Annotated in this window: 13 protein-coding genes; 9 read left to right on the top strand and 4 right to left on the bottom strand. The window is 67.6% G+C overall.

Annotated elements, in window-relative coordinates; all coding sequences use genetic code 11:
* The gene (locus AC5L35_RS33930) at nt 1–1,224 is read right to left on the bottom strand and encodes a YbfB/YjiJ family MFS transporter (RefSeq protein WP_495063837.1); all 1,224 of its coding nucleotides are present in this window, start codon (nt 1,222–1,224) and stop codon (nt 1–3) included.
* A 595-nt stretch (nt 1,225–1,819) separates the two neighbouring features.
* Between AC5L35_RS33930 and AC5L35_RS33925 the strand changes: the two genes are divergently transcribed.
* On the top strand, nt 1,820–2,767 hold the full coding sequence (locus tag AC5L35_RS33925; protein WP_495063836.1) for a LysR family transcriptional regulator: 948 nt from the start codon (nt 1,820–1,822) through the stop codon (nt 2,765–2,767).
* Between the two features lie 364 nt (nt 2,768–3,131).
* Here the strand turns inward: AC5L35_RS33925 and AC5L35_RS33920 are convergent, their stop codons facing one another.
* Both AC5L35_RS33920 and AC5L35_RS33915 read right to left on the bottom strand, forming a co-directional pair.
* The gene (locus AC5L35_RS33920) at nt 3,132–3,506 is read right to left on the bottom strand and encodes a nuclear transport factor 2 family protein (RefSeq protein WP_495063835.1); all 375 of its coding nucleotides are present in this window, start codon (nt 3,504–3,506) and stop codon (nt 3,132–3,134) included.
* A 12-nt stretch (nt 3,507–3,518) separates the two neighbouring features.
* Nucleotides 3,519–4,928: an FAD-dependent oxidoreductase gene (locus tag AC5L35_RS33915; protein WP_495063834.1), complete on the bottom strand. Its 1,410-nt coding sequence runs from the start codon at nt 4,926–4,928 to the stop codon at nt 3,519–3,521.
* A 697-nt stretch (nt 4,929–5,625) separates the two neighbouring features.
* Here AC5L35_RS33915 and AC5L35_RS33910 point away from each other — a divergent pair.
* The 8 genes from AC5L35_RS33910 (at nt 5,626) to AC5L35_RS33875 (ending at nt 14,459) form a co-directional block, all read left to right on the top strand.
* Nucleotides 5,626–6,039 (top strand): hypothetical protein, encoded by a 414-nt coding sequence (locus AC5L35_RS33910; RefSeq protein ID WP_495063833.1) that lies wholly within the window; start codon nt 5,626–5,628, stop codon nt 6,037–6,039.
* Between the two features lie 2 nt (nt 6,040–6,041).
* Entirely contained in the window at nt 6,042–7,415 is a 1,374-nt protein-coding gene (locus AC5L35_RS33905) for an MFS transporter (RefSeq protein ID WP_495063832.1), read from the top strand.
* Between the two features lie 70 nt (nt 7,416–7,485).
* Nucleotides 7,486–8,847: a UbiD family decarboxylase gene (locus tag AC5L35_RS33900; protein WP_495063831.1), complete on the top strand. Its 1,362-nt coding sequence runs from the start codon at nt 7,486–7,488 to the stop codon at nt 8,845–8,847.
* Complete coding sequence (locus AC5L35_RS33895) at nt 8,844–9,524, top strand: UbiX family flavin prenyltransferase (RefSeq protein WP_495063830.1); 681 nt, start codon at nt 8,844–8,846, stop codon at nt 9,522–9,524. The genes AC5L35_RS33900 and AC5L35_RS33895 overlap by 4 nt, the downstream gene beginning before the upstream one ends.
* A gap of 901 nt (nt 9,525–10,425) precedes the next feature.
* Nucleotides 10,426–10,590 (top strand): hypothetical protein, encoded by a 165-nt coding sequence (locus tag AC5L35_RS33890; protein WP_495063829.1) that lies wholly within the window; start codon nt 10,426–10,428, stop codon nt 10,588–10,590.
* A 480-nt stretch (nt 10,591–11,070) separates the two neighbouring features.
* Nucleotides 11,071–12,609, top strand: coding sequence for a GMC family oxidoreductase (locus tag AC5L35_RS33885; protein ID WP_495063828.1), 1,539 nt, complete (start codon nt 11,071–11,073; stop codon nt 12,607–12,609).
* A 111-nt stretch (nt 12,610–12,720) separates the two neighbouring features.
* Nucleotides 12,721–13,545, top strand: a complete 825-nt coding sequence (locus AC5L35_RS33880; protein ID WP_495063827.1) for an LLM class F420-dependent oxidoreductase — start codon at nt 12,721–12,723, stop codon at nt 13,543–13,545.
* A 68-nt stretch (nt 13,546–13,613) separates the two neighbouring features.
* Nucleotides 13,614–14,459 carry an IS5 family transposase gene (locus AC5L35_RS33875; protein ID WP_495063826.1) on the top strand — a complete coding sequence of 282 codons (846 nt, stop codon included), beginning with the start codon at nt 13,614–13,616 and terminating at the stop codon, nt 14,457–14,459.
* 28 nt (nt 14,460–14,487) lie between these two features.
* Here the strand turns inward: AC5L35_RS33875 and AC5L35_RS33870 are convergent, their stop codons facing one another.
* On the bottom strand, nt 14,488–15,081 hold the full coding sequence (locus AC5L35_RS33870; protein ID WP_495063825.1) for a plasmid pRiA4b ORF-3 family protein: 594 nt from the start codon (nt 15,079–15,081) through the stop codon (nt 14,488–14,490).
* Nucleotides 15,082–15,171 lie beyond the last annotated feature (90 nt).

Raw genomic sequence — 15,171 nt, 5'->3', positions numbered from 1 at the left:
TCACGCCCCGTACGGCTCGTCCACTGGAACAGTCGAGGGAGCCTGCAGCCGATGTGGGAAGCCGATCCGCAGCACGACCGCGCCGATTGCGGCCGCGAGGACGATCAGGGCGCCCAGTATGAGGGCCTGGCGATAGCTGTGCGCCAGCAGCGGAGCGGCCACGAGCGGTCCGAGGATCTGCCCGACGGAGTAGCCGCCGGTGAGCAGGGCGACTGCCCGCGGAAACTGCAGATGCGTGCCTGTGCCGAGTGCCATGCTGGTCACGCCCAGGAATGTCGCGCCGAAGAGAAGCGCTGCGACGAGGGCGGCCGCGACGCCGCCGACGATGGCTGGCAGGGCGATGCCTGCTGCCTGCACGAGTAAGGCGGCCAGCAGGAGATCCGGCCGGGTCCAGCGCTTGCCCAGCCATGCCCACACCACCGATGAGGGCGCCGCGGCGAGCCCGACAAGGATCCACGCGGCACCACCGATCCATGGGGACGAGCCCTGCGTAATGGCGGCGACCAGGAAGGTTCCAGCGATGATGTAGCCGATGCCCTCGAGCGTGTAGCTGACGAAGAGCGTGGAGAACCACCGGTGGGTCCGCAACTGCCCGGTGTTCGAGGTGGGCGAGACCAGTGCGATCCCGGGTTCCGGACGCATTGTCCATGCTCCGGCGGCCAACGTCGCGCAGAGCACGGCTGCGGCCCACCACGCCACTTTCCAGTCGCCGATCGAGTTCAGGATCAATACCAGTACGCCGGAGAGTGCGATGCCGGCGCCGACTCCACTGAATCCCCAGCCGGAGAGATGCGCCGGATGGTTGCGCAGGTGGGCGAGCAGCGAACTGGCGGCGAACACGAAGATGACGGCGCTGGCGATCCCGGCGAGCAGCCGCAGGAGGAACCAGATTGCAAGGCTGTGCGTGAACGGCATCGCGGCCAGGGTGGCGACCAGCAGAACGAACGACCCGCGATGCACGACCGGAGAGCGGCAGAAGGAGGGCGCCGCCATGCCCACAAGCGAGCCCACGAGGTACCCGACGTAGTTGGCGGTGGCCAGCGATGCGCCAGACGCCGCGCTGAGCCCGGCCTGTGCCGTCATGAGAGGCAGGATCGGCGTGTATACGAACCTGCCCACCCCCATGCCTGCGGCCAGTGCGGAGGCGCCCTGGAAGACATGTGCCCACGCAGCGCGAGCCGCGGCACGGGTGTGGCGGATAGTTCCGCTAGGGGCCGTGATCATCGTTGTTCCTATGCTGACGTCGGGTGGGCTGGTGAAAGCCGCTCTGCAGCGAGGGACGGGGTGTCCAGCCGCCGCCGTGGGAATCGTGTGGATGTGACGCAGCCCGGAAACACCGCGACATCGTCGAACCCGCGGATACCAGCGGAGTCATCGGGCGTGACCGATGGTTCCAGTTTGCTCGTGAAGGTCCGCCCGTAGAGTCCGTTACAGATCGGAAGATTTCTTCGACAAAATCTTCGAGCTGAGTCAGATGATCCACATCCGCGCCATGCCGGCCGCGCGCAGCAGCGTTGTCCATGATTCGCCGCGTGTCCGTGCCGAACTGGTAATCGAGAACCTTCACCGCTCGTCGCGCTGTGCCTGCAGTGGTTGTCCGTCATATCATCAGCGCTCCTTCGGGAGGGTCCGACTGCTTTGAGGGAACACGGTGCGCTCGAGCACGTCCACGAGGCTTTGCGGAGGACTGGTAGACACCGCTTCCCGACGCAGGTGAGCGCCTCGCCGGTGATGTCGGAGTGTCGGCGACGCCACCTTCTCCGAGTCCGGCGTTTCCACGAGGGCCGGTGCACAGCCGCCGGCCACGTAGGCTGAGCCCATGGAGATACGGCAGCTCCGGTACTTCATCGCCGTGGCGCAGGAGCTCCACTACGGCCGGGCCGCCGAACGAGTTCAGATCTCGGGGCCTGCGCTGTCCCAGCAGATCATCGCATTGGAGCGCGATCTGGGAGCACAGTTGTTCATCAGAAACCGGCGCGAAGTTCAGCTGACCGAGGCCGGGCGGTCGCTACTGGAGGATGCGCGTCAGATTCTGGCGCTGGTGGACGGGGCCGCGAACCGAGTGCGGCGTCGAGGCGCTGAGACCAGTCCGATGCGGTTGGGCTACGTGAGTTGGCTGCCAGACAACATCGACGCACTGGTGGCCCCAGCAGCGACTATGCGCATCGACGACTGGGTGCTGCCGTCCCACGCTCAGGCCGACCGGGTCGCCGAAGGAAGCCTTGACCTCGCCGTAGCCTGGGTGACGGCGAATGGCGCCGAACAGCGGGGACTTGCCGCCCACCTTCTTCGAGTCGAGCCCCTGGTCGCGGTTCTCCCCGGTGCGAGTTCGGCCACGCCGCTTCCCGCTTCCCGTGTGATCGTCCTGGTCGACGGCGATGAGTCGGCTTGGTCGTCGTGGAACGGCTTCGTGACGGAGTTCGCCGCCGACACGGGTGCCCCCGTCGTGAGGATCAACGATGGCGGGATCACCGGGGATGCGTTCTACGCCCACGTCCGGCAGCTCAACGCACCCGTCCTTGCCTCGCCCAAGCGCCACGGGACTGCGAGGCCGCCTAGCCTCGGACTTCGCCCTGTCGCCGATCCCGCCCCATTGTGGACTTGGTCTTTGTTACACAGAACCGACGACCACCGCCCGGGCATCCGGCACGCCGTCGAGTCCCTACTCGCCTTCGCCCGCAGCCGTCACTGGACCGCTGCGCCCGCCGAGCTCTGCTGGACACCCGACGACGACCCGCACCGCGCCGCGCTCGCCGGCGGGGAGTAGCACAGCCGTTCGGAGCGTTCGACGTCGAGTGCCTCGTGGGGCGCGGCCGTGCCTTGGCACGGGCACTGCCATCGGTGTGATCGACGAGGTCCAGGTGATCTTCGTAGCACATGTGCGTCCTGCCTGTCCCGGGCGAGCGGCGCTTACTGGCGTGACGAACGCAGCCGGCCCTCCCTTGCGTCGGAGCAGTCCGAGGAACAACGTCGGGACCCGCTGCCCACCGCCGCGCCTGCGTCTGGAGTGCTCGCCGCTGAGCGTGGCCGTAGTGCTGGACGGACGAGGGAGGAGCCATTCGGATTCACAGTCTTGAGTTCCTCAACACCGTCCAGGAGCGGGACTCCTTCGCGATTGATGTCCGCCCGACTCAGGTTGCGGGCCTGGTGAACCGATTGCGCAGGTCGATGATCAACCCGTCCGAGTTGACGACGGCGTGCTCGACGCCGCCCGTGGTCAGGAGGCTGCCGTTCGCCATGCGCGCCGCGACCACCCACTCAGCTTCTAGTGAACCGTCGTCGAGCACCCGGGTGTTCCAGAAGTGCTTGCTGTCGGCCTGTGACGCGACGTGGGCGCGGTAGAACTCCATGATCGCTTCGAAGCCGCGCACCGGCGCGTCGAAGATCCGCACTAAAGCGTCTGGCGCGAAGATCGAGCGGAGCTCTTCAAGCGCCTCGGGATTGTGCACGGCGCGGTCGGCGAGCGCGATATAGCGGTCAAGGACCGTCTCCGTCGTCGAGCTCATTCTGTTGTCCTCCTAGAGTCGGTGACTGCTCAGCTGCTCGCTGGACAGGCCGTTGACGCCCGCCGCCCGGCGTACCAGTTCCGGCGCGGCCAGAGTCGCTGGGTGCGCCCTCATGAAGCCCACGGCCCGGAACGCGGTAGCGACCTCCACGTCGCGACCGGCCGCGGCCATCACCTGCTGCATCGCCCACGCGCCCCGGCGCTGCGCCTCGGTGGCCGGCAAGGGCGCGACGCCCAGCCGGACGGTGTCGGCTGCCGTGGAGATCTGCCAGGCGGCCTCGACCACCACCTTCTGCAGATCGAGGAAGTGTTGCGCCGAGGCATCGAGGTCCGGTTCGGAGTGCAGATACTCCGACAGGCACGACGCGTGCAAGGCCGCCGACGACATGCCCTGGCCGTAGACCGGGTTGAACGACGCCACTGCATCGCCGACCACCGCGAGGCGGGCCGGGAAGCGGTCGAGGGCCTCGAAGTGGCGCCACCGGCTGTCGGGGTGGCGGTAGGGCGTGACCTTGCCGATCAGCTCTCCCGCGACCGCTTCCTGGTAGATCGGCGGGAGGTCACGGCAGCGGGCGAGGAAGTCGTCGGCTGTGAGGCGTTCACCCTCGCGGCCGAAGTAGGCGATCATGATCGCCCATCGATGGTTCTCGATGGCGTTGACCGCGGCCCCGGCCAGCCCCTTCGACGGGAAGAGCGGGCTGTAGCGGTTGATGCCGCTGTAGGGGCCGTTCCAGTCAGAGGAGCGCTTGAAACGGGCCGTGAGGTAGCGGACATCAACCCCCAGGCGCTCCATCTCGGGTCCTGGCCAGCCGCCCTGCTCGAGCCAGTCGGAGAGCCTGCTGCTGCGGCCGGTTGCATCGACGATGAAGTCGGTGGCCTCGACGGTCCCGCCTCCATCGATCGTGTACCGCACGGCGTCGACGGCGTCGCGCGCGTAGTTCAGACCGGTCACGCGGCCGGTGACCATCTCGACGTTCGGCAGCCCCAACGTTCGGCGCCGGATTAGCGATTCGAGGAACGGCCGACTGCTCGTGACCAGTTCCGTGTTGGGCGTGGTGATCTGCTCGACGTCGTCGAGATAGCCGACGGCGAGGTGCGGACTGCACAGCACGGCACCCTCGTTGAGGGCCTGCTCGACAATTCCCGGGAAGAAACGTTCGAGCTGCGCGCGTCCGCCCGGTAGCAGGGTGTGGACCTGATAGCCCTGCGGGACGCCGGGGCGCGGCTCACCGTTCGAGCCCGCCTGCGGCCTGTCGGGTTCGACGATCACGACCCGTTCAGTGTGGTCGGCGAGTACCCGCGCGGCGAGCAGTCCTGCGATGCCGCCCCCCAGGACGTGAGCGGTGTGGAAGTCGACCGTCGCGGCCGTCGGCGGGATAACAGTGCTGAGCCGCTCGAAGACCGCGGCGGGAGAGTCCGGCATATGAGGCCTCCGGCAAACTAGTTTGAAACCTCAACTATACTCCTTCGTAGGAGCCGCTGATCATGTGTGAGCAGTCACACGTGATCTCGACCCGTCGGATCTGCGCAGTTGTCCCAGTTTTCTGGTCCGTCCGTCGGACAGCCAGAGCATGCCCCATCATCGCCACCGCAAGCCTGGCGAGCCGGAGCTGCAGTCGCCAATGTGCCACTCGGGTTTCGTCCGAGGACGTGATCTTCAGTCCCCAATCTTTGAGGCACGCGGCGGGACAGTTCTGTGCGCAGATGTCGTTGCTGGTCGGTGCGTGCTTGGTTGTGATCGACACTTGGCTGGTCCGAGGGTCGGGCCTTCGGGCGCTTGGCGAGAGCAATGCGACACACCTGGGCCTGATCAAGTCACCGGTTGTGCCAGCGCCAGGCAACAAGCTATGACCGCGGAAGTCGGGCAGACGCGAAGTTCCGTGTGCAGGACTGGTGGTGGCGGCGAAACGCGGGCCAGCTTGGCTGGAATCGATCGGAGATTGGCCGATTCGACGACGCTGAACGCTGTTGGCCGCCATAGATTCGACGGCATGTGACGGGATCCACTTGCTGGTCGGGGAAACGGGCGGCCAGGTGTTGTAACGTCTGCGCCATGTAGATGTTGCAGTGCGGAGCGTGCGGCGTCCACGATTCAAGCGGACCTGCGATTTGCTTGCGCAATGTCAATGCGACGTGTCGTAGCGACCGCTCCTCTCGAGGTATTTGCATTGTCGCCCGGAGGTTCGACAAAGGAAGTTGCCATGTGTGTGATCGACCTGTCGGACGGCCGGCAACCGATGCGGGTGGATACCGTCGACGGCCCGCTGGTGCTCGTGTACTCCGGCGAGACCTACAACTACGCGGAGCTGCGGTCCGAGCTCGTCGGCCCCACTCCGCGGTTGCGCTGTCCGGTGAGTCGGTCCACGACATCTTCGGCAAAAACTGACCGGTGCCGTCGCCGACGACGCACCGACCGCGCCGGGCACCCGGCGCAGTCTGGAACGCGCGATCGACCTGGCCATCTGGCTCGACCTCTACCGGCCGACCTTGAAAGTTTGATCCTGTCGAAATCGTACGTGGTTGTCCGGAGGTAAGTGTGGTCGACAACGATGCGCCGGGACGGTCCCGGCGGGCCACCGTGTATGCCTGTGTCGTTTCCGTCGCGGGGTGGTCGTTCGATCTGTTCGACCTGTTCATTCTTTTGTATGTGGCCGGCCCGGTCGGTCAGGTGATCTTTCCGGCCGATCGGCCCACTCTGAGCCTGGCGGCGGTGTACGCCTCGTTCGCGGTGAGTGTGGTGCTGCGTCCGGCCGGCGCGGTGATCTTCGGTGGAATCGCCGACCGGCACGGCCGGAAGAAGAACATGGCGCTGGTGCTGTCCGGTCTGGGACTGGTCACCGCCGCGATGGGCGCGGTTCCGGGCTACCTGGCCATCGGAGTGCTGGCACCCGCGCTGTTCCTGCTGTTGCGCCTGATCCAGGGTCTGTTCGTCGGCGGGATGGTCGCGGCGACGCACACGTTGGGCACTGAGAGCGTGGCGCCGCGGTGGCGGGGGCTGATGTCCGGGCTGATCAGTGGTGGTGGGGCCTGCGTCGGTGGGGTGGCGGCCAGCGGGCTGTTCCTGCTGGTGTCGCACCTGTTCCCGGGGGAGGCGTTCACCGTGTGGGGCTGGCGGGTGATGTTCTTCGCCGGTCTGGTGGCCTCGGTGCTGAGCTATGCGGTGCTGCGCGGTGCCCGTGAGTCGCCGGTGTGGAGTGCGCGTTCCCGGGACGAGGTGGCCAGGGCCCGGCTGTCGGACCTCGTCGGCGCGGGTCGCGGCCGAGGGTTCGTGCTCGATGTGGTCCTGGTCGCCGGCGCCGGCGCCCAGTACTACCTGACGGCGGGCTATCTGCCGACGCTGCTGGACCAGGTGCTCGGTGTGGCCCGGACTGCGCAGGGTGTCGTCCTGCTGGTTGCCAACGTCGTCGTGCTGTTCGCGGCGATCGTGGCGGGGCAGCTGAGCCAGTGGCTGGGGCGGCGGCGCACGATGCTGCTGTTCGGGGTGGCCAACCTGGTGTTGTTGCCGCTGCTAGTGTGGATGCTGTCGCGCACCGATCCGGGACACCTCGGTCCGGTCATCCTGTACGCCTCGGCGCTCGTTTTTTTCGCGATCGCCGCCATCGGGCCGGTGATCGCCCATCTCAACGAGCGGTACCCGACCGTGCTGCGGGCCCGTGCGACGTCGGTCTGCTGGAACACCGGGTTCATGGTCGGTGGGCTCATGCCCACGTTCCTCAGCCTCGCCAGCCCCACCCTGGCCGACGTGCCGGGCCGGCTCAGCGGCTTCCTGCTGGCCGTGGTCGTCGTTTTCGTGGCGGCGAACCTGATCAGCCGCCGCGACGCGGGCATCCCCGAGTCCGCCACCCTCCACGAGCTGAGCCCGGTCCTCGGCCGTGAACTGACGCCGGGCCGGGGACGCCGCGAAACATGACCGCAAGGTCGGCGGCGGGACGCGACGTCCCGGGCACCGATACGAATGTCGACGCAGAGGCGGTGTGGTGATGAGCGACCTGCGCTCGTGGCTCGATCTGCTCGGCACCCGTGGCGACCTCGTGCGCCTGGCGGCTTCGATCGAGCCCGATCAGGATGTCGCCGCGGTGCTGGAGCGTGCCGACGGCGTCCGGTCAGTGCTGTTCGAGGACGTGGCCGGCGCCCGGTTCCCGCTGGTCGGCAACACGGTTCCCACGCACGATCACCTGGGCCTCGCGCTCGGCTGCGCACCCGGCGACGTGGCTGAGCGCTTTGCCGAGGCACTGGACCGGCCCCGCGCCTGTCCCGAGGTCGCCGCTGCGGATGCGCCGGTGCTCGAGAACCGGTTCGACGGAGAGTCGTTGCTGTCGGTGCTGCCGCTGGTGCGGCAGCACGAGCACGACGCGGGGCGGTATCTGACCTCGGCCCTGCTGGCGGTGCGCGACCGTGCGAGCGGCCGGATGAACCTGTCGATCAACCGGATGCTGGCCACGGGTGAGCGTGAGCTGCGGGTGCTGGTGCTGCCCGGCCGGCTGCGGCGGATCCTGGCCGAGGCCGAAGCGGCCGGCCAGGACCTCGACGACGCGCTCGTCATCGGGGTCCATCCGGTGCTGGTGCTGGCCAGCCAAGCCCCCGCCGAACGCGATCTCGACGACTACGCGGTGGCCGGGGCGCTCGCCCCGGCTCCGATCGAGCTGGTGGCGGCTCCGACGGTGGATGCGCTGGTCCCGGCCCGCGCCGAGGTCCTGCTGGAGGGTCGCTTCACGGCCGGGCGACGCGCGGAGGACGGGCCGTTCGGTGAGTATCCCCAGACGTACGGGCCCGCGGCTCCCGCGCCCGTCATGGAGCTGCTGGGGGGTTGGCATCGCGACGACGCGCTGTTCCAGACGATCCTGTCCGGTGGCCGCGAGCACATGTATGCCGGCGGCGTACCTCGGGAGGCGCACTGCACCCGCGCGCTGCGCCGGGCCGGGCTGGACGTCGCGGGCCTGCGGCTACCGGAGTCGGGCTCCTGCCGGCTCTCGGCGGTTGTCGCGCTCCGCAACCCCGCACCGGGTGCCGTCACCACGGCGATCCTGACGCTGTTCCTCGCCGCGGAGACGATCAAGCAGGTCGCCGTCGTCGACGACGACATCGACGTACTCGACGACGAGCAGATCGCCTGGGCCCTCGCCACACGCGTGCAAGCCGACCACGACCTTCTCGTCGTGCCTCGTGCCAAGGGGTCCAGCCTCGATCCCTCCGCCGGTGGCCCGGTGACGGCCAAGCTCGGCATCGACGCCACCGTGCCCGGCGGCTCTGACGCAGAGCGCGAGAGGTATCGGCGCATGCGGGTCTGCCCGACCGACCCCGCCCGCGTGCGTGCCCACCTCGCGGAGCTCGGCCTGCGATGACCGGCCCACGCCGAATCGTCGTCGCCATCACCGGCGCGTCCGGAGCGATCTACGGGATCCGCACGCTGGAGATGCTGCGCGAGGTGCTCGACGTCGAGACGCACCTGGTCCTGACCAAGGCCGCCCGCACCACCCTCGAGCAGGAGACTGACCGCAGGCCGGCGGACGTGCGCGCCCTCGCCGACGTCGTGCACTCCGACGGCGACCTGGGTGCCCCCATCTCGTCCGGCTCATGCCGCACCGCAGGCATGGTCGTGGCCCCGTGCAGCGTCACGACACTGTCTGGCATCGCCACCAGCTACGACGCTTCCCTTGTGGTACGTGCGGCCGACGTGGCTCTGAAGGAACGGCGGCGCCTCGTCCTGCTGAGACGTGCTATGAACAGCGTGCTCGACCAGTACGAGGCGGCCTCTCTGCCGGCGTTTCGGCGTTCCGAACCAACTCTGGAGGAGGGACCTACCTCTCAGCGGGCAGTCAGTCCTGACCTGGCTCTGCCTCGCGGTCAGGCGGTGCGATGGCTGCTTCGTCGAGTTTGTCGTATGCGTGCTGCCCGTCCGTCGCGTGATGAAGGCCATCGTGGACGAAATGCTGCCAAGCTCTTGCGAGCTGATGACGCCTGGCGACTCGCCGCCTTGATCACGTGGACACGCTGGGGCAGCACAGGGCGTCAAGCATGAGCCGAGCAGAAAAGTCCGTACCTGCTAGCAGAGAACGCCATCCCTGTTGAGGTCTCATTTGGTCAACTTAGGGTGACCCGATGGTTCTCGGAAGGACGTTCCTGCCCGCCCAACGCGGATGCACGCTGACGAGCCGCGACTCCGCGCTTTCGGAACGGAAGTCGGCTTGTGGCCCCATCAGTCCAAGGAAACGATTGACTCTGAGCGCCGACAGGAGGAATGCGCCGAATGCAAGAGTGTCAGATAGAATACGTTCACCCTGCGCGCTTCGAGGACCGAATTAGCGGCGAAATACCGAGCCGCGGTCGGTGGCGGGATACTGGTCTCATCAACGATCTACGGACGTGCGGGACGCTAATCGCGACCGCGATGGCGATGGCGATGGCGATCGAAGCCTTCGCGGCGGACGGGCGGCGAACGACCGTCACCTACGGCCATTACGCGCACATGGTGGAACGGTTCCGGCGCTGTACGAGATCGGTGTCCGGCCTTGCCAGGGTCGTGGCCATGCAGCTGCGCGACGTGAGCTCGAACGGCTTCTCGCGCGGGCGGCCGGCGACGTATTCGGGACCATCGACCAGTGGGAGGGGTTCGACCATGCCGAAATGGATCGGTCGCCCCGGATCTGCCCGGACGGCGCAAGCTGGTCGTTCTCGGCAGAGCCGAAACGGGCACAGAGATCGAATTCGGCGAGTTCTTCGAGAAAACGCCGTAGGAAGAACGGAATCCCGTGGCGTTGGACGACGCGGAAGAGGATCCGGACGCGGTGTCCATCGTCCTTTTCACCTCGGGCACCTCGGGGCAGCCCAAGGGGGTCCTGGCAACGTAGAACACATGGCATGCGGGTTCCTCGGGACTGGCAGCGGGCCTGGCGATCCTCGAGCAGGCGCGGGTCGCGGTCATGATCGCAGCGCCCAGCTACTACGACCAGCTCGTGGCCGCGGTGCCGGACCGTCCGCCGACGTTGCCGTCGCTGGGGTCATGGCCGCCACCGCACGAAGATCTCCAGCCGGGTGGTGATGAGCGTGATCGAGACCTGCTGAGCAGCCGGGCCGGTTCTTACTAGTATCTGCCAACCCGGCTCGAACGACTTGACGAGGTGCTGCGGAACTCGACCGGAAAGGTTCAGAAGCCCCTGATGCGGTCCTGGCTGAGCGGTGCCACGGACGTGTAGGCCCTCTCCGGCGATCCCGGTAAGAGGATTGTAAAAGCTTTGGTAGATCACGCGTCGATCATCTGTATCAAGAGCGCGAGGTTCCGGTTCAGGAGCGCGCGTGCGTAGCATGAATTGGGTGACCGACAGGGACGTGCTGGCCGGGGACACCGCCCCGCTCGATCTGTCCGCCCTGTCTCGGCGGCACAATCATGGCTGGTTATCGTGGACGCATTGGTGCGTGCGAGTTGGCCCGAGTCGGGGAACGGTTTGCGTGTGAGAGCGAGGGCGGTCGACTGGGTAGCACCGCGCGCGACGGCCGCCTTCTCGACGTGATGCGAATCCTGTCACATACCCGCAATACTTTATCAGCGGTTCAACACGTCGCCTTAGGTGCGGGGAAATGGTGGTTTCGTGCGACACGACTATGTCATTGTTGGAGGCGGTACGGCGGGTTGTGTGCTCGCCGCGCGGTTGTCGGAGGACCCGGAGATGCGGGTGCTGCTTCTTGAGGCTGGCCCCGACACCGGGCCGATGGCGGTGTCCCATCCGATCGGATGGGCGGTGCTGTGGGGGACACAGATCGACTGGGCCTCCCAGACCGTTCCGCAGACCGGGGCGGGCAGCCGGATCTCTGCGTGGCCGCACGGGAAAGTCCTCGGCGGCTCCAGCGCGATCAACGGAACGATCCACTGCCGGGGCCATCAGGACAGCTACGACGCCTGGGCGGCGGCGGGTGCCACCGGCTGGGACTACGCGTCCATGTTGCCGTTTCTGAAGCACATCGAGAACGCGGTGGATCACCCCGGATCGCCTCACCGCGGCGCGGACGGCCCGATGATCGTGTCGCGGGCCGCTGCGACGCGCCCACTGTGGGGCGCGGGGTTCGAGGCAGCCGTAGAGGCCGGCCACCCGGCCGCTGACGATCTCAACGACGGGATGTCCGACGGCGTGGGGTGGCCGGAGCACAATGTCGTAAACAGCGCGCGGCAGACCGCCGCGGACGCCTATCTGACCCCGGTGCGACACCGCTCGAACCTCGACGTGCTCACCGGCGCGCAGGCACGGCGGCTCCTGCTGGACGGCGGTTGCTGCCGCGGCGTCGAGTACGTCGTGGACGGTCAGCTGCGATCCGCCCTCGCCGAGCGCGAGGTCGTACTGGCCGCGGGCGCCGTTGGCTCCCCGCGGCTGCTCCTGCTCTCCGGAATCGGACCGGCCCGACATCTGCGCGAGGTCGGCATCGACGTCGTCACCGACCGGCCGGGGGTGGGCGAGAACCTGCACGACCACCTGCTCTGCCCGGTGGCCTATGAGCTGACGTCACCCCATGCCATCGACTTCTCCCGCAAGCCTCACGTGCGTTTCCGCAGTGATCCAGCCGGTCCGGTCGACTTCCATCTGCTCTTCGTGCCCATTTCATCGGGGATTACTGGAGCGGCGGACGGGCTCAATTTGATGTTCGGGCTGATGCAGCCCTTCAGCCGCGGGTCCATGCGGCTGAACGGCGCGGACCCCCAGGGGTTGCCACTGATCGACCCCAACTACCTCGCCGACGAGCGCGATGTCGAGCGCATGGTCGTCGGGCTGCGACGCGCTCGCGAGGTGGGGGAGGCGACGGCCCTCTCGCCGTGGCGCGGGCGGGAGATTCTCCCCGGACCGGGTGTTCGCGACGACGTAGCGTGCGGCGACTACATCCGCCAGAACGCCGCGACCTTCTACCATCCCGTCGGGACCTGTCGCATCGGTATCGACGATAAGTCCGTCGTCGACCCGGAGCTGCGGGTGCACGGTGTCGAGGGCCTGCGGGTCGCCGACGCGTCGGTCATGCCGTCGATCGTCTCGGCGAACACGAACGCGACGACCCTCGCGGTCGCCGAACGCGCGGCTGTGTTGATCTCAGGACGCTTCTCTCCTGGCGTCCCCGGGGTCTGACCTCCGAACGGCGACCAGATCCGCTTTTCGCCGTCCGCGACCAATATTGAATTCTGAAGCGATGTTCCACGATAACCTGCATCCGCCCAAATATGGCAAGGAGGATCACCATTGAGGTACGGGGTCTTAACTTTCGTTACCGACGAGGGGATCAGGCCGGACGTCCTCGGCCGCGCGCTGGAGGAGCGCGGGTTCGAGTCGCTGTTCGTCGCGGAGCACACCCACATCCCCGTTGAGCGCCGAACGCCCTACCCAGGAGGCGGCGACCTGCCGAGGATCTACTACCGCACGCTGGACCCGTTCGTCGCGCTGACCGCGGCGGCCGCCGTCACGACGCGACTCGTCGTCGGCACCGGGGTCGTGCTGATTCCCCAGCACGACCCGATCACCACGGCCAAGGAAGTCGCCACCCTCGACCTGGTCTCCGGCGGGCGCTTGGCGTTCGGCGTCGGCGTCGGCTGGAACCGTGAGGAGATCGCAAACCACGGCACCAACCCCACCACCCGCGGGCGCCTCACCGACGAGCGCCTCGAGGCCATGCAGCGGATCTGGGCCCAGGACGTGGCCGAGTACCATGGCGAGTTCGTGAACTTCGACCCCATCCACTCCTGGCCCAAGCCCGTCCAGCAACCCCACCCCCCAATCTACGTCGGCGGCGGCGAGGCCGCTTTCCGCCGCATCGCCAAGATCGGTGCTGGCTGGATCTCCACGGCGACCTCGGCCGAGGACCTCGCGCCGTCGCTGGAGAAGCTCCGCGAGGTCGCGGGGGCCGACGTCCGCATCACGGCAACCAGCCCCGGCTCCGACCCGGACAAGATCGCCGCCTACGACGACCTGGGCATCGAGCGCGTGACCTTGCGGCTGCCGACGGCGCCCGAGAAGGAGACCCTCGAGTACCTGGACCAGCTGGCCAGGACCATCGCGGCAGCCACCTAAGACGTTGTTTCAGAAGTCGGCGTGTCGGTTCTGTGTGGAGTTGCGGGTGTTGCTGATCATGGTTTTCGATGGGGAGACGATCGTGTGTGGAGCGGTTGGTCAGTGACGAGCTGTGGGAGCTGGTCGAGCTCCTGCTCTCTGAGGCTGGGCGGGTGAAGCGGGGACGGGCCGGGCGGCCGCGAGTGCCGGATCGGGCGGCGTTGGCCGGGATCGTGTTCGTGCTCAAGACCGGGATCAGCTGGAACGACCTACCCCCGGAACTCGGCTGCGGATCAGGGGTGACCTGTTGGCGGCGGCTGCGCGAGTGGCAGCAGTTCGGGGTGTGGCAGCAGCTGCACCGCGTCGTGCTCAACCGACTTGCCCAGCAGGGTCTGCTGGACTGGTCACGAGCGGCGGTCGACAGCGTGAGTGTGCGGGCCAAGCGTCGCGGTGAGGCCACCGGGCCCTCGCCGACCGATCGCGGTAAGGCGGGGAGCAAGTACCACGTGCTGTGCGACCGCAACGGGCTACCGCTGCACGCCCTGGTGACCGGCGCGAACACCCACGACAGTCGCATGCTTGCGCCGCTGCTGGACACCAACCCTGGCGTCCGCGAACACCACGGCCGGCCAGGACGTCCACGACGCCGGCCGGGCAAGCTGCACGCCGATAAGGGCTATGACTACCCGCGATGCCGCCACTACCTGACCCAGCGCGGGATCGGAGTACGGATCGCTCGACGCGGGATCGAGGACTCCAGCCGTCTCGGGCGGGTCCGCTGGGTCGTCGAGCGCACGATGTCCTGGCTGCTGGACTTCCGGCGCCTGGCCCTGCGCTACGACCGCAACCAGTCGACGATCACGGCGCTGTTGTCGCTGGCCTGCGCCCTGATCTGCCACCGTCGCCTCGCTGGGCACCCGCCGCGACCGTCCTGACCGTTCCCGTTTCCGTTTCCGTGGCGCTCTAGGAAACGGAGGTCAGGGGCCGCCAGGCCAGCCACTCCAGAGCGCGGTCGGCCTGGTCGGGGTCGAAGCGGTGTGGGTCGAACGGGCCACCCAGCCACTCGAGGCGCTCATCGTGTTCGGGGTGCGACGGGTCGGCGAGCACGGCCTGGAACTCCTCGTAGCCCCCTGGGCCTCCGACGTCCTCCGGCGGACACGCCCCCTGGCCTGCGACACAGCACGGGTAGCGCACACCCGGTTCCGCAGACACGATGTTCTCCACCGTGAGCTGGTGGGCCCAGTTGTCGCCGAAGTCGTACACGTAGCTGAACCGGTCCCCTTGGCTGACCAGGCCGAACAGCTTGGCTTTGGCCTCGTCAGTGACGTTCTGATCGCCACCGTCCGGGTCCGGCATCCCGTAGCGGCGCCCGTCGATCTCGAACTCGTGCAGATGGGAGTTCGTCCAGCCCATCACTGCCTCCACCACCCCGTGCAGGACCGCGAGGCTCACCTCGCCCGGAAGCTGCACACGGCGCCGAACCTGCGGCTCGACCTCCTCCAACACGATCTCGATCTCGAAGATCTTCGTCTTCGCAGTCACACGAGGCGCGGGCATGCACCGATGCTGCCAGCCCCGCCGACACGGCAGGACCGGATCCAGCACTTCTGAAATGACGTCTAAGTCCCGCCTCGGCGGCTGCGCCGG

The sequence above is a fragment of the Pseudonocardia sp. OZ21 genome (assembly GCF_059359135.1).
Note: the sequence above shows the minus strand (reverse complement) of the source record. Positions and strands in the feature narration are given on the sequence as shown.